Genomic DNA, 20,101 nt, shown 5'->3' with positions numbered 1-20,101 from the left:
TCTCCGTTAGGATGATCCCGAACGGGGAGGTATGGCTTTGTTCTTCGGGCTTGGCTTTTGGAACCGCAAGGTCAGTTACGAGGTCTTCCTGCAGCAGGATGGCCGCTGGCAGTTGGATGCCATCTGCGACGACGAGGATGGCGCTATCCATGAAGCCAAGCATATCCTGGCCACCGGGCGCAGCAAGGCCGTCCGGGTCGTTCGTCTCCGCACCCTGTCGAACGGGGCCGGATCGGAAACCGTCATCTATGAGCAGGAAGTCAAGGTGGCGGCGGAGCGGCCGCTGAGCATCAGCACCCCATCGGGAGAGGTCGTGCTCTGTCGTTCGCTCGACGACCTCCTGGCCACTGCCGGTCGCCGGACGGTGGGGCAGGTGATGCGGGATTATCTGCAGCGCACCGGCATCAGCGCCACGGAGCTTCTGCACAATTGGAGCCATATCCGCAAGCTCCAGGACAAGGGCGGTCTGCTTATGGCGGCGGTCCATCGCGTTGCCGGCATCCAGGCCGAAGCAGCCGGTCAATCCAAGAAGGAGCGGGTCCAGACCATTGATGCCCTGCTGGAGGAAGCCAGCCGCCGGGCCAGGGATTTCGCTTCGGAACGGGGCCGATATCCATCCTTCCAGGGGCATGACCTGCCGGGGTTCGCCGCTACGGTGACTGGTCTGGCAGGCGAACGCGGCGATTATGTCCTGACATCGTTGCTGACTGTATGGCTGTTCGAGATACGCAGCCTGGCCGGCAAGGTCGATGTGCTGGTGCCGCTGGTTGATGGTGTCGATGATGCCCGCCTTCTGGCCCTGATCGACGGACTTGTTGCCGACTGCCTCGGGTTCGCCGAAGTGGTCCAGGATCTTTTCGGTGCGCAGGCCAGTCTGGGGCAGTGCCTGATCCGGATGGCCGGCGTGATCCAGGGGCGGGAGGCGGACATCGCTGCCCTGCGGGAGGGCGCCTTGAAACGGGTCGGTCGCCTTATCCAGGCCGGGCAATTCCCGGAGTGTCGCACGGCCCTGACCGGCCGTCTGATGCGTGAACTGGCGGGTGATCGTCCATTGGATGCCCGCAACCCGACGGCCGATCCAAGGCTGCTTGATGAGTTGGAAACCGTGGTGAGGAACGCCGACGGGCAGGTTCTGGGTGGTGAAGCCATGCTTCGGGCTGTCGATGCCCGCCGCTTGAAGCAGCGGCAGTCCGTCCTCCGTGCCCAGGGCCTGCACCATGTGGCCGACAACCTGCGCAGTGGTCAGGCCTGACAGCGTCCCTTCCGGTCCAATCGCATCCGATCAGGCCACCGGCTCCGGTTCGCGGCGATAGTGCTGTAATCGGGTGACACGGAGTCCGCTGACACCGTGACGTTCGATCAGGCGTTCCCAGGAGTGGAATTCTTCGGCGGACAGATTATAGCGGCGGCAGGCTTCATCCAGGCTGAGAAGGCCGGTCCAGACACCGGCAACGACCTCCGCCTTGCGTCGGGTGACCCAGCGGGCCGTATCGGGGGGAGGCAGATCCTGCAGGGACACCGGTGCGACCAGTTCACCGTTCTCGACAGCGGGTCTGTTCCGGTGACCCGTCTTGCTCTGGGACATGGGGTAAGGTCCTGTGCGACCAACAAAAGGATTACCCCATCGGATAAAGCGCCCGGACTTAAAAATCGGTGAACGGGTGTCAGCGGACGGCGATCACCTGATCCATCTGCGCCGGCAGGCTGCCGATCATCAGATAGGGGGTGCTGTCCGTCAGATCGACCCCGGTGACCTTTCCGGTGGACTTCATGCTCCAGCTTACGGCCTTGCCATCCTTGTCCTTGGCGATGACCTCCGCCTTGTAGGTGCCGTCGGCCAGCTGTTCCCCCTTGTCGTTCTTGCCGTCCCAGGGCACGTCCTGGATGCCGGATTTTGTCTTCAGCGGAATGGTCCGAACCACCTTGCCGGTTGCCGGATTGGTAATGGTCATCGTCGCCGACTCCGCATCCGTTGCCAGATTGACGGACATATCCGCCCGCCCCTCCTGCAGGGCGACGCCTTGTGTCACCACTTCGACGGTCCGGCCGATATAGCTGATGGCCTGACCGGGGCGGCCGTTGTTGATGGCCGAGTTGATGTCGTCCAGTTTCTTGTTACTGGAGATCTGCTGTTCAACCTGGCTGAACTGGACCAGCTGGTTGGTGAACTCCGAGGTTTCCTGGGGCTGAAGGGGATCTTGATTCTTCAACTGAGCCGTCAGCAGCGTCAAGAACATGTCGTAGTTCTTGGTCAGGTCCGCCATCGGGCTGCCGGTGGAATTGACACCGGTCTTCGTCGTGCCGGAGGTCGTACCGGTGCTGGTGCCGGCAGGAGGGGTGGTGTTCGCGGCTGTCACGGTCATGGTCGTGGCTTTCAGCTGGCGGTCAGATGCGGACGTCGACGCGGCCGGGGCCGAGTACGGGGAACGACGAAGCCGAAATGGTCATCTCATCGGGGCGGACATCGGCGGCAACCTTGAGCGCGAAATCCTTGCCACCGGACTCCTGGCGGTTCTGTTGGGCCGGTTGTCCATCATCACGCAGGGAAAAGCTGAGGCTGCTGCTGTCTGTGGTCAGGCCGACATCCTGCAATGCGCGCTCCAGCGCCTTGGCATCTTTCTGCAGCAGGTCGAGCGTATAGGGGTTGTCGGCCATGACCTGGGCCCGCAATTGGCCTTCCTTGCCGAATTCGAGGCGGACATCGACGCGACCGAGATCGGCGGGGCGGAGTTGGATCGACAGACGATCCGTCCCATCCTGCACCGCCCGCTGCACATGCACCGCCATCTGGGTCAAGGGCGGAGGTGTAGCTCCAGGCCGGGAAGCCTGGCGGGTCGCCGTGAGATGCTGCGCGAAGTCCGACGTGGTCTGCTTGGCCGGGTCATGGGCCGCAGCAGCCAGTGAAGCGGTGTTCTCGGTCGGCGCTGCCGCGGTCTGGCCATGATCCCCGGCCGTCGTATCCGCATTGCCGCCGCCAGCGCTGGCCGATGCGGCAACGGCGGACGACAGCATCGTGTTGACGCCGGCGGCGGGAGGCACGGCGACGGGGTCCTTTGCCGCTCCCGGCGCGGTTGTGAGGGTCGGACCAGACATGGTCTGTTCGGCCCCGGCGATGGGGAGGGGGCCGCGACTGTCGCTGCGCCGTCGCTGCGGCCCGGTGGGGCCGTCACGATCAGCGTCGGTGAGCGCTTGCGCAGTCGCAGCAGTCTCGGGTTCGGCGGTTTCCGCCGGCGCACCCGTGTCCGCCGTTTCCGGCGCAGGCTTCATTTTGGGATCAGCCGGCAATCCGGCCCCCTTGGTCGACGCCAACATGGCACGCAATGCGCTCCCGTCGGGAGGAACCGTCGTCGTCTGGGCGACTGGAGCGGCCATGGCGGCCTCCGCTGTCGTGCCGCCGTCAGCGGGAAGGGGGGCCTGGGACAAGACGGGATCGGCGTTGTCACCATTGTTCGCCATGACCCTGTCGCCGCCGACGGCCGGTGGTGCGGGAACAGCCCCGTCAACAGCGCCAGCGTCGCCCACGCCATCGGCGCCATCCGTCGGCGAGGACGCCGTGGTTGCCGGTATGGCGATGGTCGAGGCCGGCGGGGCCGGCGGCGGCTGGGGGATGGCACCCGGGAAGGGGAGGATGTCGGTCTCTGGGGCACGTTCCTTATCGGTCTTCGCCACCGAGGTCTCTTCCCCGGTAGGTCCGGCCTGCGGCGCCATGGTCGTCGACGGCTCCACCACCGTGACAGGGGACGGCGGCTCCGTCCCATCCTGGACGGCCGGTTGGGTACTGGCCGCGGGCGCAACCATGGGGGCCGTGGCCGGAACCGGGGACGCCGTCATCTTCGGCGGGCGCGGCACCGACCCCGGCAGTGCCGGCGGCTGGGCGACCGGAACCATCCCATCGGCCTGACCGCCGGAGATCGGAAAACCGGCAGGAGCAGACGCACGGCTCGAATCGGAAACGGCAGTGCCCTGAGGCTGGGCTGCCTGCATCTCGATCCCGGGCTTCGCCACGCCGGATGTACCGGCGTCGGCACCAGCCGGTTCAGCCCCCTGGATCTGCGTCAGCAACTTGGCCAGATCTTCGCTGGACAACCCCTCAGGCATCGACGGCAGGGAATCGCCACCCGGCATCGCCGTGGTCGCACCTGCCGTCCCCGGAGCCGCAGCCGGTGTTCCACCGGCACTGGTCAGCAGGCCGGAAAGCAGCGAGGTGAACAGGGCGTTCATGCCGTTGCCGGTCGCCGCCGTGATCTGCGGGGCGGCAGGGCCCTGTCCGGGCACGGACGGCGTGATGCCGATGCTCGCAAGCGTGTCCATGGCGATGGTCCTGCACTGGTTGAACGGCGGGCTACCGGCTGGCGGCGTTCCCATCCAAGTATAAAGCAAATGCCGTGCCAGACGCCGGATGGCTGTGCGCCGGGCCTTTCCCCGTCCAGGCGGTAAGCTCTGCCTGGTCATCCGGGAAGAAACTGCCGGGCACCGGGAATCAGAGTGTCTGGTTCAGGGTGGCGGAGGGGACGCTGGAGCGGCCATAGGACGACGGCATCACCAGGCCGCGGCGGTGGGTATAGGTGGCATCTTCCGCCTTGCTGCGGTTGATGGCGCCGACCAGGGCCTCGACCTTGGTCTGAGCCACCTGCGCCACCGCCTTGATCAGCAGGGCGTTCTCCCGGGCTGCCGTCGAGAATTCCTTCTCCTCATCCGTCAGCGCCTGCCGCACGGCGGGATCGATGGTCGGCAGATTCCGCAGGTCGACCTTCACGGCACGGGCCGCTTCGTCATAGCTCCTGACCAGGACGGCCTTGTGCTCCACCAGGGCCGGCAGGCTGGCGCGATCCTGGATGCGGAGCAACGCATTCTCCTGGCGGAACACGTCACGCAGGCGGGCCATGGCGGCGATCAGTGCTTCGACACGGGCCTGGGTCTGGCTCATCACTGCACCTCCTGCAAGGCGAGAAGCTGGCTTTTCATCTGGTCGGCGATGCCGACGCCGCCATTCCTGGCGATCATTTTTCCGTATTCCTCGACCATCATGCCCCGCCAGACCTCCTCGGCATGGCCGCCGCCGAAGGTCTCGTCGACTTCCACCCCGGACCACATCTGGCTCATCATCTGCGACAGGAAGACGGATTCGAATTCCTTGGCGCTGCGGTCGAGGGCGGCCGGATCGGTGTGGCCGGACTTGAAGGAGGGAAGCGGCTGACGGGTGGCGGCAAGGGCCTGGCTGTCGAAGCCGGGAACGGAGAGGTCGGCCATCACATCACCTCGATTTCAGCCTGGAGCGCGCCAGCGGCCTTGATCGACTGCAGGATCGAGATCATGTCGCGCGGGCCGACACCCAGGGCATTGAGGTTCCGCACCAGTTCCTGCAACGAGACACCGGACTGCATGACGGCGAGCTTGTTGCCGGCCTGCGTATCCACCTGGATGTCGGTACGCGGGACGACAGCGGTCTGGCCACCCTGGCTCAGCGCGTTGGGCTGGCTCACCTGCGGTGTCTCGGTGATACGGATGGTCAGGTTGCCCTGGGCGATGGCGACCGTGCTGATCCGCACATTCTCGCCCATGACGATGACACCCGACGCCTCGTCGATGACCACACGGGCCGGCTGGTCCGGGGTGACGCGCAGCTGCTCTACGTCCCGGATGAAGGAGATCAGTTCGGCGCGACGGGCCGGAGGCACATCGATGACGATGGAGGCCGGATCGGTCGCCTTCGAGGCGCGCGGGCCGAACACCTTGTTGATGGCTTCGGACACGCGCACGGCCGTGGTGAAATCGGGATTGCGCAGGGCCAGACGGACGGTGGGCATATCTGCCAGGCTGAAGGTCACTTCGCGTTCGATGATGGCACCACCGGCAATCCGGCCGGCGGTGGGAACGCCGCGGGTCACGCTGGCCGCTTGCCCCTGGGCCGAGAAGCCGGAAACGGCAACGGGCCCCTGGGCCACGGCATAGACTTCACCATCCGCGCCCATCAGCGGGGTCACCAGCAGGATGCCACCCTGCAGGTTCTTGGCATCGCCCAGCGTGGCGACACTGACATCGACCCGGGTGCCCTGGGTGCCGAAGGGGGGCAGGGTGGCGGTAACCATGACGGCGGCGACATTGCGGGTGCGCAGGGTCTCGCCACGGATATTGACCCCCAACCGTTCGAGCATGCCGGTCAGGCTCTGCTCGGTGAAAGGCGAGTTGTTGATCGTGTCGCCTGTTCCGTTCAGCCCCACCACCAGCCCATAGCCGATCAGCATGTTGTCACGGACGCCCTCCACATCGGCCAGATCCTTGATTCGGGACTGGGCGAGGGCGGTGCCGGGCAACAGCAATCCGACAGCCAGGATGCCGGTTGCCAGGAGATGCAGCATCCGGCAGCGGCGGGGATGGATGGCGGACGGGGACACGGGCTTGTTCATCGTCGGCTACTCTCGGTTCCGCCCGACCTGTCCTTTTGGATGGCCGGGGCAAGATCTCGTCGCCATCGTCCATGCGAGAAGCATGCCAGCCGCCGTCTGGTCGGAAATTTCCAGGATTTCCAGGGTCCTCAGCGGGATAGGGTGCGGACCGACAGGGTTTCATCCCGGGGGCAGCGGAGGCCAGCGGTAAAATTTGCCCCTAGGCTTATCGTCCAGCCGGGTGATAACAGTAGAGCAGACGCTCCCGGATGGGTCGGGAGCGGCGGACCGCCGATCCCCCGGGGCAGGACTCCAGGGGGAACATGCGGCCCGATGCACCTTCAGGGATGTTGTCGCCAAGGCCATGAAGATCGAGGGTCCCGGTTCACTCCGCCCCGGCCAGGTCCGCAAGGCCCAGCGCAGCGGCGGCGGCAGCGATTTCGCCCGTCACCTGGAAGGGGACGAGGACGGGACGGCAAAGCTTGCCGGTCCGCAGACCACGGTCGGCATCAATCCGCTGTTCGCCTTGCAGGAAGTCGACGACGCGTTGAGCGGACGCCGGAAGGCTCGGCAGCGGGCCGAGGATATTCTGGACCGGCTGGATGAACTGCGTCTTGGCCTGCTGACAGGGAGCTTCCCGCGGGAAAAGCTGCACGATCTCGTCCGCTTGGTCCAGGCACGCCGGGCCGAGGTGGATGACCCGCGCCTGCAGGAAATCCTGGATGAGATCGACCTGCGGGCCCAGGTGGAAATCGCCAAGTTGGCGCCGGGTCTCTGAAAACAGCGCCAAAACCCTTTTCCATCAGCCGGTTACAAGACGTTTCGCAGGCAACGGGTCTTTGTTGCGGGGCGGCGGTCGTCTCCATATACTCGCGCGCGTTCAGCGCTTGAGGATCGGACCGCCAGAATGTCGTCGTCATCCCTCCCGCTTCTTCCCCCGGACTATCGTCCCTCCGAGGACGAAGAGTTCATGAATCCCATCATGAAGGAGTATTTCCGCCAGAAGCTGCTGCGCTGGCGCGCGGAGCTGCTGCGTGATTCGACCGAAACCCTGCAAAGCCTGCACGATGATGGCGGGTTGCAGGAACCGGACATCTCCGATCGCGCCACGCTGGAAACGGATCGCGCCCTGGAACTCCGCACCCGCGACCGAGAGCGCAAGCTGATCGCCAAGATCGATGCGGCGCTGCAGCGGATCGAGGATGACGAGTACGGATTCTGTGAAGAAACCGGCGATCCCATCGGGGTCCGTCGGCTGGAAGCCCGGCCAATCGCCACGCTGAGCCTGGAAGCCCAGGAACGGCATGAGCGCATGGAGCGAACCCACCGTGACGAATAGGCACTGATTACCAGCGTCCTACCCGGTGGACGGCGTGGCTGGAGCGGGGTGCTCCTGTCCACGCCGTCTTCGTATCGGCCATCAGAACGGGGCGATGATATCCAGCACCTGCTGGCCCCAGCGTGGCTGCTGCACTTCGCTGATGTTGCCGCGGCCACCGTAAGAGATCCGGGCTTCGGCGATCTTCTCGTAGCTGATGGTGTTGGCGCTGGTGATGTCCTCCGGCCGGATGATGCCGGCCAGTTGCAGCTCGCGCACCTCGCCGTTGACCCGCACCTCCTGCTTGCCCTGCACCACGAGATTTCCGTTGGGCATGATCTGGGTGACGATGGCCGCCACCTGCAGATTGATCTGCTCCTGACGCTGGATGGCACCGTTGCCGTCGGTGGTGCTGGTGCCGCTGGCACTGACCAGGCTCGATGGATCGACCGAGTTCGGCAGCACCCTGTTCACGCTCGACTCCAGACCGAACAGATTGGGAATGCCCATGCTGTCGCTGCCATTGCGGCTGCGCTTGGTCTGGTTCTGCATCTGCGCCTTGTCGTTGATCTGGATGGTGACAGTCAGGATGTCGCCAACCCGACCAGCCCGCTGGTCCTTGAAGAAACTGCGCGCCCCGGCCCGCCACAGGGAGTTTCCTTGACGCTCGCCCAGGTCCACGGCCGGCATCGGCATGTTGACCGGCTGATAGCCCGGCGCCAGGGCGGGATTCTGGATCGCCGACAGTTCGGGGATCCGGCCGACATTGGCTAAGCGGTCGGCGGTCCCGCAGGCGGACAACAGGGCGGCTGCGGCGGACAGAGCCAGGACCGGAGCCAGACGGCGGGAGGTGGGACGACAGGTCATGGCGGAACTCCTCAACGCAGCGCCGTGGTGACGGCAGCCGACTTCAGCGGGGCAGCCGGAGCGGGAACGCCGGCAGTGTGGACAGCGACGAGGTTGGGGCCGGCAACGACCGCATCGATGGTACGGTTGCTGGCGGTGTTGATCACCCGGACCACCTCACCGGACGAGCCATCTGTCAGGGCTCGCCCCTGGGCAGTCAGCGTCATCGTCGAGGTCTGAAGCAAGATCGATACCAACTGCCCCTTCTGCACGACGACAGGCTCCCGGATGTCGCGCAGATGCACGGGCTGGTTGGGGGCAACACCCCGGCGCGCCGTCTTTCCGACCAGGGCTTCCGCCGTCTGGGCTACATCCGAGCCGACCCGGTCCCGGGCCAGCTTCGTCCATTGCAGATCGGAATCGGTGATCACATCGCCCGGCATCAGGCGCCGGGCCAGGACCGGGACCTCCACCATGATCGCGGCGCGGGCGCCGACCGTCTGGCGGATCAGCTCGGGACCGGATGCAGGCGCCACCAGATCGGCGTTGACACGGTTACGAACCGCGTCATAGGCAAGATTTTCCACACGCACGGAGCCATCATTGCCGGCCGGCAGAGACAGGCTCAGACTGCGATTGTCCAACGCCACGTCTATCCCGTCCGGCGCACCTGTATCCCGCAGAGCCTGCACCAGTGCTTCCTGGATCAGGTCGACCCCGATGGTGACGCTCGCCCGCTCGATCTTCACCCGGTCGCCGCCACCGGTCGGACGCCAGTCAACCCCGAAGGCTGCGGCGATGCGGGCCAGCGCCACGGCATCCAGCGTCTGGCTGCGGCCGGGTGCCGGTGCTTGGCCGACAATCCGATCCGCCTGGTCCGCCGGCAGTCCGGTGAACAGATCTCCCAGGCGCAGCTGGTCCTCATTGACGGCATTGTCGGGCTTCAGCGCCGCGGCATGGGCGGCCCCGGCAAGCAGCAGGGAAGCGAGGATCAGGGAGGCGAAGCGCTTCATGGCACAGGCTCCTTTCCGCTTAGCGGAGCTGCGTGACCGACTGCATCATCTGGTCGGTCGTGCTGATGACGCGGGAGTTCATCTCATAGGCGCGCTGGGCCGTGATCAGGTTGGTGATCTCCGAGACGATATTGACGTTCGAGGTTTCCAGCGCTTCCTGGATCACGCGGCCGAAGCCTGGCTGGCCGGGATTGCCGGTGACGGCAGCGCCGGAAGCCGGCGTTTCCAGCAGCAGGTTGTCACCAATGGCTTCCAGGCCTGCGGCGTTGGGGAAGACGGCCAGTTGCAGCTGGCCGATATTCTGTGGTTCGGTCTGACCGTCCAGCTTCACCAGCACTTCGCCATTGGGGTTGATGGTGATGTCCACGGCGTTCTGCGGGATGGTCAGGCCCGGCTGTACCTGATAGCCGTCGGCGGTGACGATGGTGCCCTCGGCATTGGGCTCGAAGGACCCGGCGCGGGTATAGGCTGTTTCGCCGTTGGGCAGCAGGACCTGGAAGAAGCCCTCGCCATTGATGGCCACATCGAGCGAATTGCCCGTGGGGTTGATGTTGCCCTGCTCGTTGATGCGATAGACGGCGGCCGTCTTGACACCGGCGCCGATCTGCACGCCCGAGGGAACCACGGTGCCGGCATCGGAGGAGGTGGAGCCGACCCGGCGCTGGTTCTGGTACAGCAGGTCCTGGAACTCCGCCCGCTGCCGCTTGAAGCCGGTCGTGGTCATGTTGGCGATGTTGTTCGAGATGGTCTCGACGTTCAGCTGCTGGGCCAGCATGCCCGTGGCGCCGATGGAGAGGCTACGCATGTTCAGATCCTTCCTTGTTGGGCCTTGCTGGACTTACTGGGCGCGAGCCAACTTGCTGATCGCCGTCCGGATACGTTCATGCTCGGAGTCCATCATCTTCTGGACACTCTGGTAGGCGCGGGCGACGTCGATCATCTGGGTCATCTCCACCACCGACTGCACGTTGGAGCCTTCCAAGGCGCCCTGCGTGATCTGGGGCTGCTCCACGGCGACTTCCTCCTGGGTGGTGCTGTAAAGCCCGCCGCCAAGCTCGGTCATGCGCTGCTCGTCGGCGAAGGTCACGACCTTCAGCTTTCCGGCCTGTCCCTGATCGGTCTCGACAGTGCCGTCGCCCTTGATATCGATGCGGACGGCCTGGGCCGGAATGACGATGCGCTGATTGCCATCGCCAAGGACAGGCAGACCGTTGCGGTCCACCAATTCCCGGTCCGGATTCAGCTGGAAGCTGCCGCCGCGGGTATAGCGGGGTCCCGACAGCGTCTCGACGGCGAAGTAGCCATCGCCTTTCAGGGCGACATCCAGCTGGTTATTGGTCACCTGGATGGGGCCGACCTGGGTGTTGCGCATCAACCCGTAATCCTGGACGAAGCTCATGCGGTCGCCCTGGCTGTCCGGCCGCTCCAGAAACTCCTGGAACAGCATGCGCTGCCCCTTGAAGCCGGTCGTGTTCATGTTGGCGATGTTGTTCGCCACAACCTCCATCTGCCGGCGCAGGGCTTCCTGGCGGGAGAGGGTGATGTAGAGGGAATTTTCCATCGCTTGCCTCGAACGCTGTCGGCGGAACGGCCGTTTGCTCGCCGACAAGGAAAGCAATGGCTGTGCCAATACAGGAAAACCAAGGCTTTCAGCGTCCCCCGACCACCGGAGCACGGCAAGATGGGACCAGAAAAGGCGATGGCGGCCGGATCGTTCGGCCAGACCCGGCAAAAGCTGCCCGGACAAAGAAAAACCGCCGCACTCCGAGGGAATGCGGCGGCGGAACGGAACCGGCAGGTCCGTGGCGGTCAGGCCGCCTGGGCGTCGGCAGCAACCCGCAGCGTCACGATCTTGTCGGGATCACGGACCTCGCCATTGCGACCCTGGCCGCGTTTGATGGCATCCACATGCTCCATGCCGTCCACGACCTTGCCCCAGACCGTATACTGGCGGTCGAGGAAGCGGGCGTCGGCGAAGCAGATGAAGAACTGGCTGTCGGCGCTGTTGGGGTCCATGGCCCGGGCCATGGAGCAGGTGCCGCGGACATGCGGCTCGGCGGAGAACTCGGCCGGCAGCTTCTTGCCGGAGCCGCCGGTGCCGTCGCCGCGCGGATCGCCGCCCTGGGCCATGAAGCCCTCGATCACCCGATGGAAGGCAAGCCCATCATAGAACCCCTCCCGGGCCAGTTCCTTGATCCGGGCCACGTGCTTGGGCGCCAGATCGGGACGCAGCTCGATGACGACGCGCCCGGCGGGCAGGTCAAGGTAGAGGGTATTCTCCAGGTCCATCGGTAGGCTCCTCAGCCAGTCGGGTTGGGCCGCAACGGCGGCAAAGAGGCCGACCTTAGCCCTCCTCGTTACCGTTGAACAGCCGGACATCCTGATCAGATCATCATCCCTGTCCGCCGACATCCCCGGTCAGGGCCCGGTCATAGATCCCAGCGATATCCTCACGCTCAAGCGGCCTGGGATTGGTGCCGCGGAAGGGATCGGCCAGGGCCATATCGACCATGGCCCTCAACCGGTCGCCATCGAAGCCGAGGGCACGCAGCGAATGGGGAATGCCGAGTTCCAGGCGCAAACTCAAGAGGCAGTGCAGAAAGGAATCGAAATCCGGATGGTCCAGACCGAGATAGGCGGCCAGACGGCCGATCCTGTCGGCGATGACCGGGCGGTTATGGATCAGCACATAGGGGGTCAGCACGGCTGTCGCCAAACCATGGTGGATGCGGGTCGTGGCTGCAATGGGATCGGTCAGGGCCTGAATGGCGCCGAGCCCGCGACGGAAGGCGGTTCCCCCCAGCATTGCCGCTGCCAGCATATGCGCGCGCGCCGACAGATTGTGCCCCTCCCGCACGGCCGTGGGCAGGTTGGCCCGCACCAGCCGGATTCCCTCGGCCGCGTTGCTCTCGGCCATGGGATCGAAGCCCGGCGCACAGAAGGCCTCAAGGTTATGGGCAAGGGCATTCATGCCCGTCGCGGCGGTGAGGGCCGGAGGAAGGTTGATGGTGAGCACCGGGTCGAGGATGGCCGCGCCGGGAAGCATGGCCGGATGGTCGAGGACGCGGCGGCGCCGTTCGGCCGGGTCCGTGATCATGGCGATGGAGCGGACTTCGGCACCGCTGCCCGCCGTCGTGGGTACGGCGATGATCGGCGGGGCACCGCTGGTGCTGTCGGGGGACTGCTGCTCCCGCCCGAATTCGCTGGACCAGGGATCGGCGATCCCCGTGGCCAGCAGGCCGATCACTTTGGCCGTCTCGATGGCAGTTCCGCCACCGAAGGCGATCAGCCCGTCATGACCACCGGCCATGAAGGCGGCGAAGCCGGCCTCGGCATGGGCAAGGGTGGGGTTTGACCGGGTATCGGAGAAGACGGCGACCGGAATACCCTGCCCGGCACAGCTGGCCACCGCCTCCCGCAGAATACTGAGGCCGGCCACCCCGGGATCGGTCACCAGCAGTGGGCGTCGCATCGCCTGTGCCCGGCACAGCGCCGGCAGTTCAGCGGTGCGCCCCGCGCCAAAGCGGATATGGATCGGCTGCTCCCACTCAGCCCGCAATGCATTCACGTCCTGGTCCATGCTCCACCCCCACGCCATGTGGAAGCAGAACACCCGAACCGGCCGTCGGGTTACGCCGTCCACCCTTTGTGGGCATGCCGCGGGGCATGCGGAGGATCAGGGAAAGGAGCAGGTCGTCGCCGTCACCTCGACGAAGGAGCGGGCGCCCGGAGATACCGTGAAACGGTACTCCTTGTTCCCGAGAACGATAGACCGCTGCAACGGCAGCAGGCCCGTCGCCGTGACCGGCTGCCCTTCGGCCTCGGAGAAGGTGACGGTCACTGGCTTGCCGGGATCGTACCAGGCCTCCGGCGCACCGGCGCCGTTTCGGGCCGGAACACCTTCGCCGGAGACGGTGATCCGGCCATCGGCAAAAGCCACACTGGTGTTCGAGCCACGGTAGATCGGGGTCGGCAGAACGAATCGCTTCACCTCGGCCGGGCTGCAACTGCGGACGGCACTGGTCTGCTCGATGACGAAGGCGAGACGCGCCGGGTCAACCCCTTCGGCCATGCGTTTGGCGATCAGGTCCTTCAGCCGGGCCAGTTCGCCGGTCGGCAATTCCCGTTGCAGCCGGATCTCCGCCTCGTTGGCCCGGATTTCCTGGGCCTGGGCGATCTGCTGAAGCTGCGCCACCCGGCGCTCGGCCTTTTCCTTGGCGGCAGTCAGATCGGCAAGATCCGTCTCCAGGCTGCCCTGGCGCGATTTCAGCTGTTCGACCCCGACCATGTACGAAAACCCGGCGACACCGCCGAGCAGCAGCACCCAGAGGAGCAGTTTGAACAACCGGGTCCAGACGCGCCGCCGATAGCGGCGGTTGTAATCGTAAAGGCCGTAGCTCATGGCAGATGGCAGGATCGGGCTGCGGGACGGATGGCGCGCCCGGCATCATCCGAACGGCTTAAGACCGTACCGGGCCGGCCCTGGAAACACAAGCCGCCCCGATGAAATTCAGCCTTTATCGACGGTTGGCGGCTGCCTGCCCGGCAGCTGCCGGGTCGAGACTGCGCTCGATGGCGGCGCGCAACGCCCCGTCCTCCGGTGTCACGGCACTGTCGAAGCCGGCGATCAGGTGGCCATCGCCATCCAGCAGATATTTGTGGAAATTCCAGCGCGGTGGCCCCGCTTGTCCGGATGCCCAGCGATAGAATGGATGCGCCGCCGGTCCGGTCACCGCGACCTTGGCCGTCATCGGGAAATCGATGGCGAAGTTCACGGCGCAGAACTGCTGGATCTCCTTGTCGCTGCCGGGTTCCTGACCGCCGAAATCATTGGCGGGGACGCCCAGCACGACCAGGCCGCGGTCACGGTACCGCTCAGACAGGGCCTGCAGACCGCGATATTGCGGGGTATAGCCGCACAGCGACGCGGTGTTGACGACCAGAACGGTCTTGCCCTTGAAGGCGACGAGAGGGAGGTCGCCGCCTTCGATGGCATCGAAGCGGAAATCATGGGCCGTTTCCGCCGCCCGGGCCGTCACCGGCAGAAGCAACAGAAGCAGCAGCAGCAGCGCTCGCATGGACCATCCCCGTCAGCCTGGCGTTGAACAGTCACATAGGGCACCGGCCCCGGCCGGCTAGCGCTGTTGCTGCCCGAAGACATCGCCCGAGATGGCCGGGCTGAGGAACTCGCCCAGATTCTTCAGCACCAGACGGAAGAAGACACGGTCGCCGCTGGCCAGACCGGTGCGCTCGGTATAGTCGCGCTCGCCCACCAGCTGGAAGGTCATGCACTCATCCTGATAGGTGAGCACAAGACCGGTGGCCACCGGGCCGCCGCCTTCGGCCAGATCGCGCCGATGGCTGGCCCCGACCGACCAGTACTGGGTGAAGGCCGAACTGACATTGACCGTCAGTTCTTCCCGGTTGCGGGCCGCGGTTCCGCCCTCCAGCGTCATGCGGTCAAGATAGACATAGCTGGCGCCGACGCGGAATTCCGGCGGGCCGGCGATGCCGACCACATCATGCCGGCGCTGGGCCAGCGTATCGCTGTCCAGGCGGAAGCTGTAGGACAGGTCGAACCAGGGGCTGGGCGTCAGTTCCAGCCGGCCGACCACATCGGACATCCGGCTTTCCAGGCCGGACCCGGACGGGAACTCCGTCTGCTTCTGCAGCCGGTAGCTCTGCCCCAGGAACAGCGAGCTGCCACCGCCGCCGAAGCCATAGAAGCCGGTCTTGACGCCGTAGGTGAGGCGCTGGCCGCCTTCCAGCCGGTCGACACCGGGATAGCGGGAGGCGAGGAACAGGTTGGTCTCGTCGAACTCGATATCCTGGCTGTCCTCGTTGGGGATCGAGTCATTGTCCTTGGGGTTCGGCGCCGCCGACAGCGAGATGATGGGTTCCACCAGCTGCTGCACCGTGCCCACCTGCCGCGACAGGGGCAGGCTGGTGGTCCACTGGGCATAGGGGAAGAAGCGCATCCGGGTGACATTGTCCCGGTTGTTGGTGCCGAGATTGCTGCTGAGGCCGCCATCGACCGCATAGTCGCTGACCCAGTAGGCATCGGTGCGGGCCGCCGCCGTCAGGGTGGAGACCAGCCCGATGGGGGCGATGAAGTCCCGGCGCCAGCCGACCTCGCCGGAGACACGGCGGGTATCGCGCCCCTCGTCACGGGTCAGGGCCAGCATGCTGGCATCGACCGACCAGCGGCCGCCCAGGGTCTCCCCCGGCTCGCCCAGGGCGCTGTAGGCCAGCATCGGCAGAACCAGCGGCTCGATCTCGGTGTTGCCGGGGCGCAGATCCTGGAAGGAATAGGCGTTCAGTGCCAGGTAATCGCGGGCGACAAAGCGCTCGACGAAGGCGCGGGAGGTCAGGATGTCCTTGTCGCTGTAGTCATAGCGGCGCAGATGGCTGTCGTCGCTGACGCGCTGGAGGTCGAATCCCCAGCGCCATTGCTGGTCGATGTCGAACCGCCCGGTGCCGAACAGGTGGCCGCGGAACTCCTTGTCGGTCAGGACCTGACCGCCGCTGTTCTTCGGGCGGTCGGTGTAGACGGCGCTGCCCGACAGGGTGAGATTGCCCTTGGCGAAGCGCTGCCGGTACTCGCCGCCGAGCAACAGACCGTCCTTGGTGCTGGGCGTGGCTTCCAGCGTGAAGTCCTTGGACGGGTCGATATCGAAGAAGTAATAGAGCCGGGCGAAGGTGCCGAGGTCCGAGCTGACACCGCCGCCGGGAAAGAGGAAACCGCTGCGGCGCTGCACCGACGGATCGGGGTGCGAGAAGAACGGGGTATAGGCGACGGGGATGCCGCCGATCTCCAGCACGGCGTCGCGGTAATAGACGTCGTGATCCTGGGTGTCGTGGGTCATGCGCGCCGCCCGGATCTGCCAGATCGGCGGCCGCGACGGGTCCTCCTTGCAGAGGTCGCAAGGCGAATAGACCACCTTTTCGACACGGGTGTAACGCCCGTCGATCCGCTCGCCCTCCTGGCCGGCGATGCGGGAATTGTCCGACATCAGCACCCGCACCTGATCGATGAAACCCTGGCGCAGATCGTTGGTCAGTTCGACATAGCTGGCGAAGATCACCTCGCCCGACGGCTCCATCATGGAGACGTTGCCGCTGGCCGTGACCACATTGGTCTTTTCCGAGAAGCTGACCGTGTCCGCCAGCAGCAGCCGCGGCCCCTGGGCCAGTTCCACATGGCCGGAGGCGGTGACGATGCCGAGGTCATCATCATAGCGGATGCTGTCCGCGCTCAACAGGACCGGCTCGCCATTGCCGGCGCGCTCGGCGGCCATGGTCTGCAGGGGAAGCAGCTGCACGGCGGCCAGCGCCGTGCCGAGCAGCAGGCCACGGAAGGATCGGATCATCATCATCAGGGATTTGGGCTGCGAAGCATGGGACCACCTTTCCCCCATGGCCCGGTCCAAGTCAACCGCCGCCGGTTCAGCGGACCGCGTCCGTCCATCGCGGACCGCGGCTGCATGCCCGTGCCGATGCGACAAACACGACGTTAACGTGACGCCAAGGCGACAAAGGCAACCTTAACGTGACCTTAAGGCGACATCCGGGCGCGGACTGCAGCCCCATAAAATCCCGAAATCACAGGATATTTTTCCTTAAGGTGACATAAGGTGACATGATCTCGGGATGTCTGGTCTCTGTCGCCTTTACGACCCCAGGATGCAGAAGAATCAGCCCCGGATCGGGACGACGGGGCAGGGGATTTCACAATGTCCAAGACCCGCCAGCCCCAAGGCCGGCAGGTCAGAACAGCATGAAAATAGGACTATTGTCAAACAGGAGCCGCTACAGCGCCCTCAGGCGAAGGCCTTGTAGGCGATGATGGTGAAGGTGTCCTTGACCCCGGGCAGGGTCTGCAACCGACCGGTGACGAAATGGCCGATATCGGCCCCATCGGCCAGATAGCACTTCATCATCAGGTCATACTGGCCGGAGATGGAATGCACCTCCGACACTTCCTCCACGCTCTGCACCGCCAGATCCGCCACCTCGTAGGCGCGGCCCAGTTCGCACTTCACCTGGACGAAGATGGTCTGCATCAGACCTCCGGTTCGGCGGGATCCGGCTCGGCCGGCTTCGGCGGCCGGGCGGCGCGCAGGATGAAGGCGGGGACATCGTCACCGAAGCCGATGACCGGTGTCCGGTCATCGTCCTGGTCCTCGCGGCGGCGGCGGCGATCATCGCGACGGTCATCGCGACGCTCGTCACCACGCCGGTCCTCGCGATAGTCACGCCGATCACGCGACTCCGAGCGGGGCGGACGCGCCTCGGCAGACGCGCGCGGCGCGGCGTCCATCTCCGGCGAATCGGCGACGACATCCTCGCCCTGGTCGCGGGGCCGGCGGTCCTGGTGCCTGCGCGGCTCGGGGCGATGGACCTCGGCCTTGTCCTTCTTGGGTGCAGCAGCGCCACGGCCACGGCGCCGGCGGCCTCCCTCCTCGAACTCCAGCTCCGGGCTTTCCAGCCCATCCACCAGCACGCGGGGAATCTCCTTGCCGATCAGCTTCTCGATGGCCAGGACCAGCTTGCCGTCGTCGGGGGAGGCGATTGAGAAGGCGCGGCCCGACTTGCCGGCACGGCCGGTGCGGCCGATGCGGTGGACATAATCCTCCGCATGGAAGGGGACGTCGAAATTGAAGACGTGGCTGACGCCGGAAATGTCGATGCCGCGGGCCGCCACGTCGGAGCAGACCAGCAGATCGAGTTTGCCGGTCTTGAACGCCTCCAGCGTTTCGGTGCGCTTCGACTGGACCATGTCGCCATGCAGGGCGCCGGCATTGAAGCCATGCTTCACCAGCGACTGGTGCAGGGTGGCCACGTCCTTCTTGCGGTTGCAGAAGATGAAGGCGTTCTTGACGTCGTCGGTCTTCAGGAAATGGCGCAGCGCCTGGCGCTTGTCCATCTCGTCCACCACCACCAGGGCCTGGGTGACGGTGGCCGCCGGGGAGGCGGGCGGGGCGACGGTGACTTCGCGCGGATTCAGCAGGAACTGGTCGGCCAGCCGCTTGATCTCCGGCGGCATGGTGGCGCTGAAGAACAGGGTCTGACGGATCTTCGGCAGCAATCCGACAATACGCTCGATATCGGGGATGAATCCCATGTCGAGCATGCGGTCCGCTTCGTCGATCACCAGGATCTTGATGTCGGTCAGCAGGATGTTGCCGCGGTCGAACAGGTCCATCATGCGGCCGGGCGTGGCGATCAGCACATCGACGCCGCGTTCCAGCTTCTTGATCTGGTCTCCGAAGCTCTCCCCGCCGATCAGCAGGGCCATGTTGAGCTTGTTGTATTTGCCGTAGAGCTCGAAATTCTCGGCCACCTGGGCGGCCAGCTCACGCGTCGGCTCCAGGATCAGCGAGCGCGGCATCCGCGCCTTGGCCCGACCCTGGGCCAGGATTTCGATCATCGGCAACGTGAACGAAGCCGTCTTTCCCGTGCCGGTCTGGGCACAGCCCAACACGTCCCGCCCTTGGAGCACCCAAGGGATCGCTTTTTCCTGGATCGGGGTCGGGCTGGTGTAGCCGACCTCTTCCACTGCGCGCAGGACTTCGGGCCCCAGCCCAAGTTCCGAAAAATGCATTCGGCCTTCGTCTGCTGTAGAACGTCGAGGTTCGCCGTGACGTCAGCGGCATAGATGGGTGAAACCGGCACCCGGTCAAAGGCCGGATACGCAGATAGCCGGACAGTCCCAGGGTTGGAAGCCCCAGGCTCTTGGGCTACGGTTGTGGTCTCGATACCAAGTCCAGCCCCGGAGAGCAAGGATTTCGGGTGATGAACGGCGTTTTCCAGCCGGCAGGGCTGCTGTTGCTGCCGGGGCTTCTGTGTGATGGCGACCTGTGGGCGCATCAGGTCCGGCATCTGGCCGATGTGGCAGCGGTGCAGGTGGCCGATCTGACCGGGCAGGACAGCATCGGGGCCATGGCCCAGGCCGTTCTGGCCACGGCGCCGCCGCGCTTCGCCCTGGCCGGGCTGTCCATGGGTGGCTACGTGGCCTTCGAGATCCTGCGTCAGGCCCCGGAGCGGGTGACGCGCCTGTGCCTGCTGGACACCACCGCCCGTCCCGACACGCCCGAGCAGAGCGAGCGCCGCCGCGCCCTGGTGCTGGCGGCCCGGACCGGCCGTTTCGCCACGGTGCTGCCGCACATGCTTCCCAACCTGGTGCATCCCGAGCGGTTGCGGGATGCCTCCTTGATGCAGACCATCACCGACATGGCCAAGCGCGTGGGAGCAGAGGCTTTCTGCCGGCAGCAGACCGCCATCATCGGCCGGACGGACAGCCGCCCCGGCCTTTCCGCCATCAGCGTTCCCACCCTGTGCATCGTCGGCCGCGACGATGCCCTGACCCCGCCCGACCGGGCCGAGGAAATGGCGTCGGCCATCCCCGGTGCGAAGCTGGCCCCGGTCGAGCGCTGCGGCCATTGCGCCCCACTGGAACAGCCGGAAGCGGTGACGGCGCTGATGCGCCTGTGGCTGACGCAGCTGTAAGGGACGCGCGCAGACGCCGGCGGCCGCAG

General features: G+C 65.7%; 21 protein-coding genes. 4 read left to right on the top strand and 17 right to left on the bottom strand.

Annotated features, from left to right (window positions below; genetic code table 11):
- The first annotated feature begins 31 nt into the window (after window positions 1-31).
- The gene (locus tag DK368_RS01115; RefSeq protein WP_114391706.1) at window positions 32-1,252 is read left to right on the top strand and encodes a hypothetical protein; all 1,221 of its coding nucleotides are present in this window, start codon (window positions 32-34) and stop codon (window positions 1,250-1,252) included.
- Window positions 1,253-1,282: 30 nt separating this feature from the next.
- Here DK368_RS01115 and sciP read toward each other — a convergent pair whose 3' ends face one another.
- From sciP to DK368_RS01085, 6 genes are all read right to left on the bottom strand, one after another.
- Window positions 1,283-1,585, bottom strand: a complete 303-nt coding sequence (sciP, locus tag DK368_RS01110) for a CtrA inhibitor SciP (RefSeq protein ID WP_114391705.1) — start codon at window positions 1,583-1,585, stop codon at window positions 1,283-1,285.
- A gap of 79 nt (window positions 1,586-1,664) precedes the next feature.
- Window positions 1,665-2,363, bottom strand: coding sequence for a flagellar hook assembly protein FlgD (locus tag DK368_RS01105; RefSeq protein ID WP_114391704.1), 699 nt, complete (start codon window positions 2,361-2,363; stop codon window positions 1,665-1,667).
- A 22-nt stretch (window positions 2,364-2,385) separates the two neighbouring features.
- Window positions 2,386-4,311 (bottom strand): flagellar hook-length control protein FliK, encoded by a 1,926-nt coding sequence (locus tag DK368_RS01100; RefSeq protein ID WP_162305812.1) that lies wholly within the window; start codon window positions 4,309-4,311, stop codon window positions 2,386-2,388.
- Window positions 4,312-4,480: 169 nt separating this feature from the next.
- Window positions 4,481-4,927, bottom strand: coding sequence for a hypothetical protein (locus tag DK368_RS01095; protein ID WP_114391702.1), 447 nt, complete (start codon window positions 4,925-4,927; stop codon window positions 4,481-4,483).
- A complete protein-coding gene (locus DK368_RS01090) occupies window positions 4,927-5,250 on the bottom strand; it encodes a rod-binding protein (RefSeq protein ID WP_114391701.1) in 324 nt (107 codons plus the stop codon). Before DK368_RS01090 ends, DK368_RS01095 begins: the two co-directional genes overlap by 1 nt.
- Entirely contained in the window at window positions 5,250-6,407 is a 1,158-nt protein-coding gene (locus DK368_RS01085) for a flagellar basal body P-ring protein FlgI (RefSeq protein ID WP_193552235.1), read from the bottom strand. The genes DK368_RS01090 and DK368_RS01085 overlap by 1 nt, the downstream gene beginning before the upstream one ends.
- 343 nt (window positions 6,408-6,750) lie before the next feature.
- Between DK368_RS01085 and DK368_RS01080 the strand changes: the two genes are divergently transcribed.
- Together DK368_RS01080 and dksA are read left to right on the top strand one after the other, a co-directional pair.
- Window positions 6,751-7,164, top strand: coding sequence for a flagellar assembly protein FliX (locus tag DK368_RS01080; RefSeq protein WP_114391700.1), 414 nt, complete (start codon window positions 6,751-6,753; stop codon window positions 7,162-7,164).
- 192 nt (window positions 7,165-7,356) lie between these two features.
- Window positions 7,357-7,725, top strand: coding sequence for an RNA polymerase-binding protein DksA (dksA, locus tag DK368_RS01075; RefSeq protein ID WP_420818880.1), 369 nt, complete (start codon window positions 7,357-7,359; stop codon window positions 7,723-7,725).
- Between the two features lie 81 nt (window positions 7,726-7,806).
- Here the strand turns inward: dksA and flgH are convergent, their stop codons facing one another.
- The 11 genes from flgH to DK368_RS01020 all read right to left on the bottom strand — a co-directional run bounded on the left by flgH (window position 7,807) and on the right by DK368_RS01020 (window position 19,167).
- Window positions 7,807-8,571 carry a flagellar basal body L-ring protein FlgH gene (gene flgH, locus DK368_RS01070; protein WP_114391698.1) on the bottom strand — a complete coding sequence of 255 codons (765 nt, stop codon included), beginning with the start codon at window positions 8,569-8,571 and terminating at the stop codon, window positions 7,807-7,809.
- An 11-nt stretch (window positions 8,572-8,582) separates the two neighbouring features.
- Window positions 8,583-9,563, bottom strand: a complete 981-nt coding sequence (flgA, locus tag DK368_RS01065) for a flagellar basal body P-ring formation chaperone FlgA (protein WP_114391697.1) — start codon at window positions 9,561-9,563, stop codon at window positions 8,583-8,585.
- Between the two features lie 19 nt (window positions 9,564-9,582).
- Window positions 9,583-10,368 carry a flagellar basal-body rod protein FlgG gene (gene flgG / locus DK368_RS01060; RefSeq protein ID WP_114391696.1) on the bottom strand — a complete coding sequence of 262 codons (786 nt, stop codon included), beginning with the start codon at window positions 10,366-10,368 and terminating at the stop codon, window positions 9,583-9,585.
- Window positions 10,369-10,401: 33 nt separating this feature from the next.
- Complete coding sequence (flgF, locus tag DK368_RS01055; protein ID WP_114391695.1) at window positions 10,402-11,124, bottom strand: flagellar basal-body rod protein FlgF; 723 nt, start codon at window positions 11,122-11,124, stop codon at window positions 10,402-10,404.
- Between the two features lie 248 nt (window positions 11,125-11,372).
- Window positions 11,373-11,852: a peptidylprolyl isomerase gene (locus DK368_RS01050; protein ID WP_114391694.1), complete on the bottom strand. Its 480-nt coding sequence runs from the start codon at window positions 11,850-11,852 to the stop codon at window positions 11,373-11,375.
- A gap of 103 nt (window positions 11,853-11,955) precedes the next feature.
- Window positions 11,956-13,143 carry an iron-containing alcohol dehydrogenase gene (locus tag DK368_RS01045; protein WP_162305811.1) on the bottom strand — a complete coding sequence of 396 codons (1,188 nt, stop codon included), beginning with the start codon at window positions 13,141-13,143 and terminating at the stop codon, window positions 11,956-11,958.
- A gap of 96 nt (window positions 13,144-13,239) precedes the next feature.
- Complete coding sequence (locus DK368_RS01040; protein ID WP_114391692.1) at window positions 13,240-13,965, bottom strand: hypothetical protein; 726 nt, start codon at window positions 13,963-13,965, stop codon at window positions 13,240-13,242.
- Window positions 13,966-14,080: 115 nt separating this feature from the next.
- Window positions 14,081-14,641: a glutathione peroxidase gene (locus DK368_RS01035; protein WP_114391691.1), complete on the bottom strand. Its 561-nt coding sequence runs from the start codon at window positions 14,639-14,641 to the stop codon at window positions 14,081-14,083.
- Window positions 14,642-14,698: 57 nt separating this feature from the next.
- The gene (locus tag DK368_RS01030; protein ID WP_114391690.1) at window positions 14,699-16,939 is read right to left on the bottom strand and encodes an LPS-assembly protein LptD; all 2,241 of its coding nucleotides are present in this window, start codon (window positions 16,937-16,939) and stop codon (window positions 14,699-14,701) included.
- A gap of 444 nt (window positions 16,940-17,383) precedes the next feature.
- The gene (locus DK368_RS01025) at window positions 17,384-17,626 is read right to left on the bottom strand and encodes an Lrp/AsnC ligand binding domain-containing protein (RefSeq protein ID WP_114391689.1); all 243 of its coding nucleotides are present in this window, start codon (window positions 17,624-17,626) and stop codon (window positions 17,384-17,386) included.
- Window positions 17,626-19,167 carry a DEAD/DEAH box helicase gene (locus DK368_RS01020; RefSeq protein ID WP_114391688.1) on the bottom strand — a complete coding sequence of 514 codons (1,542 nt, stop codon included), beginning with the start codon at window positions 19,165-19,167 and terminating at the stop codon, window positions 17,626-17,628. The genes DK368_RS01025 and DK368_RS01020 overlap by 1 nt, the downstream gene beginning before the upstream one ends.
- A 191-nt stretch (window positions 19,168-19,358) precedes the next feature.
- Between DK368_RS01020 and DK368_RS01015 the strand changes: the two genes are divergently transcribed.
- Window positions 19,359-20,072: an alpha/beta fold hydrolase gene (locus tag DK368_RS01015; protein ID WP_114391687.1), complete on the top strand. Its 714-nt coding sequence runs from the start codon at window positions 19,359-19,361 to the stop codon at window positions 20,070-20,072.
- Window positions 20,073-20,101 lie beyond the last annotated feature (29 nt).

Source organism: Oleisolibacter albus, from assembly GCF_003336875.1.
Taxonomy (GTDB): Bacteria; Pseudomonadota; Alphaproteobacteria; order Azospirillales; family Azospirillaceae; genus Niveispirillum; species Niveispirillum album.
Note: the sequence above shows the minus strand (reverse complement) of the source record. Positions and strands in the feature narration are given on the sequence as shown.

Excerpts from the sequence above, each read along its gene's own strand:
- DK368_RS01115 (WP_114391706.1), top strand. The coding sequence starts at position 32 with ATGGCTTTGTTCTTCGGGCTTGGCTTTTGGAACCGCAAGGTCAGTTAC.
- sciP (WP_114391705.1), bottom strand. The coding sequence starts at position 1,585 with ATGTCCCAGAGCAAGACGGGTCACCGGAACAGACCCGCTGTCGAGAAC.
- DK368_RS01105 (WP_114391704.1), bottom strand. The coding sequence starts at position 2,363 with ATGACCGTGACAGCCGCGAACACCACCCCTCCTGCCGGCACCAGCACC.
- DK368_RS01100 (WP_162305812.1), bottom strand. The coding sequence starts at position 4,311 with ATGGACACGCTTGCGAGCATCGGCATCACGCCGTCCGTGCCCGGACAG.
- DK368_RS01095 (WP_114391702.1), bottom strand. The coding sequence starts at position 4,927 with ATGAGCCAGACCCAGGCCCGTGTCGAAGCACTGATCGCCGCCATGGCC.
- DK368_RS01090 (WP_114391701.1), bottom strand. The coding sequence starts at position 5,250 with ATGGCCGACCTCTCCGTTCCCGGCTTCGACAGCCAGGCCCTTGCCGCC.
- DK368_RS01085 (WP_193552235.1), bottom strand. The coding sequence starts at position 6,407 with ATGAACAAGCCCGTGTCCCCGTCCGCCATCCATCCCCGCCGCTGCCGG.
- DK368_RS01080 (WP_114391700.1), top strand. The coding sequence starts at position 6,751 with ATGAAGATCGAGGGTCCCGGTTCACTCCGCCCCGGCCAGGTCCGCAAG.
- dksA (WP_420818880.1), top strand. The coding sequence starts at position 7,357 with ATGAATCCCATCATGAAGGAGTATTTCCGCCAGAAGCTGCTGCGCTGG.
- flgH (WP_114391698.1), bottom strand. The coding sequence starts at position 8,571 with ATGACCTGTCGTCCCACCTCCCGCCGTCTGGCTCCGGTCCTGGCTCTG.
- flgA (WP_114391697.1), bottom strand. The coding sequence starts at position 9,563 with ATGAAGCGCTTCGCCTCCCTGATCCTCGCTTCCCTGCTGCTTGCCGGG.
- flgG (WP_114391696.1), bottom strand. The coding sequence starts at position 10,368 with ATGCGTAGCCTCTCCATCGGCGCCACGGGCATGCTGGCCCAGCAGCTG.
- flgF (WP_114391695.1), bottom strand. The coding sequence starts at position 11,124 with ATGGAAAATTCCCTCTACATCACCCTCTCCCGCCAGGAAGCCCTGCGC.
- DK368_RS01050 (WP_114391694.1), bottom strand. The coding sequence starts at position 11,852 with ATGGACCTGGAGAATACCCTCTACCTTGACCTGCCCGCCGGGCGCGTC.
- DK368_RS01045 (WP_162305811.1), bottom strand. The coding sequence starts at position 13,143 with ATGGACCAGGACGTGAATGCATTGCGGGCTGAGTGGGAGCAGCCGATC.
- DK368_RS01040 (WP_114391692.1), bottom strand. The coding sequence starts at position 13,965 with ATGAGCTACGGCCTTTACGATTACAACCGCCGCTATCGGCGGCGCGTC.
- DK368_RS01035 (WP_114391691.1), bottom strand. The coding sequence starts at position 14,641 with ATGCGAGCGCTGCTGCTGCTGCTTCTGTTGCTTCTGCCGGTGACGGCC.
- DK368_RS01030 (WP_114391690.1), bottom strand. The coding sequence starts at position 16,939 with ATGATGATGATCCGATCCTTCCGTGGCCTGCTGCTCGGCACGGCGCTG.
- DK368_RS01025 (WP_114391689.1), bottom strand. The coding sequence starts at position 17,626 with ATGCAGACCATCTTCGTCCAGGTGAAGTGCGAACTGGGCCGCGCCTAC.
- DK368_RS01020 (WP_114391688.1), bottom strand. The coding sequence starts at position 19,167 with ATGCATTTTTCGGAACTTGGGCTGGGGCCCGAAGTCCTGCGCGCAGTG.
- DK368_RS01015 (WP_114391687.1), top strand. The coding sequence starts at position 19,359 with ATGAACGGCGTTTTCCAGCCGGCAGGGCTGCTGTTGCTGCCGGGGCTT.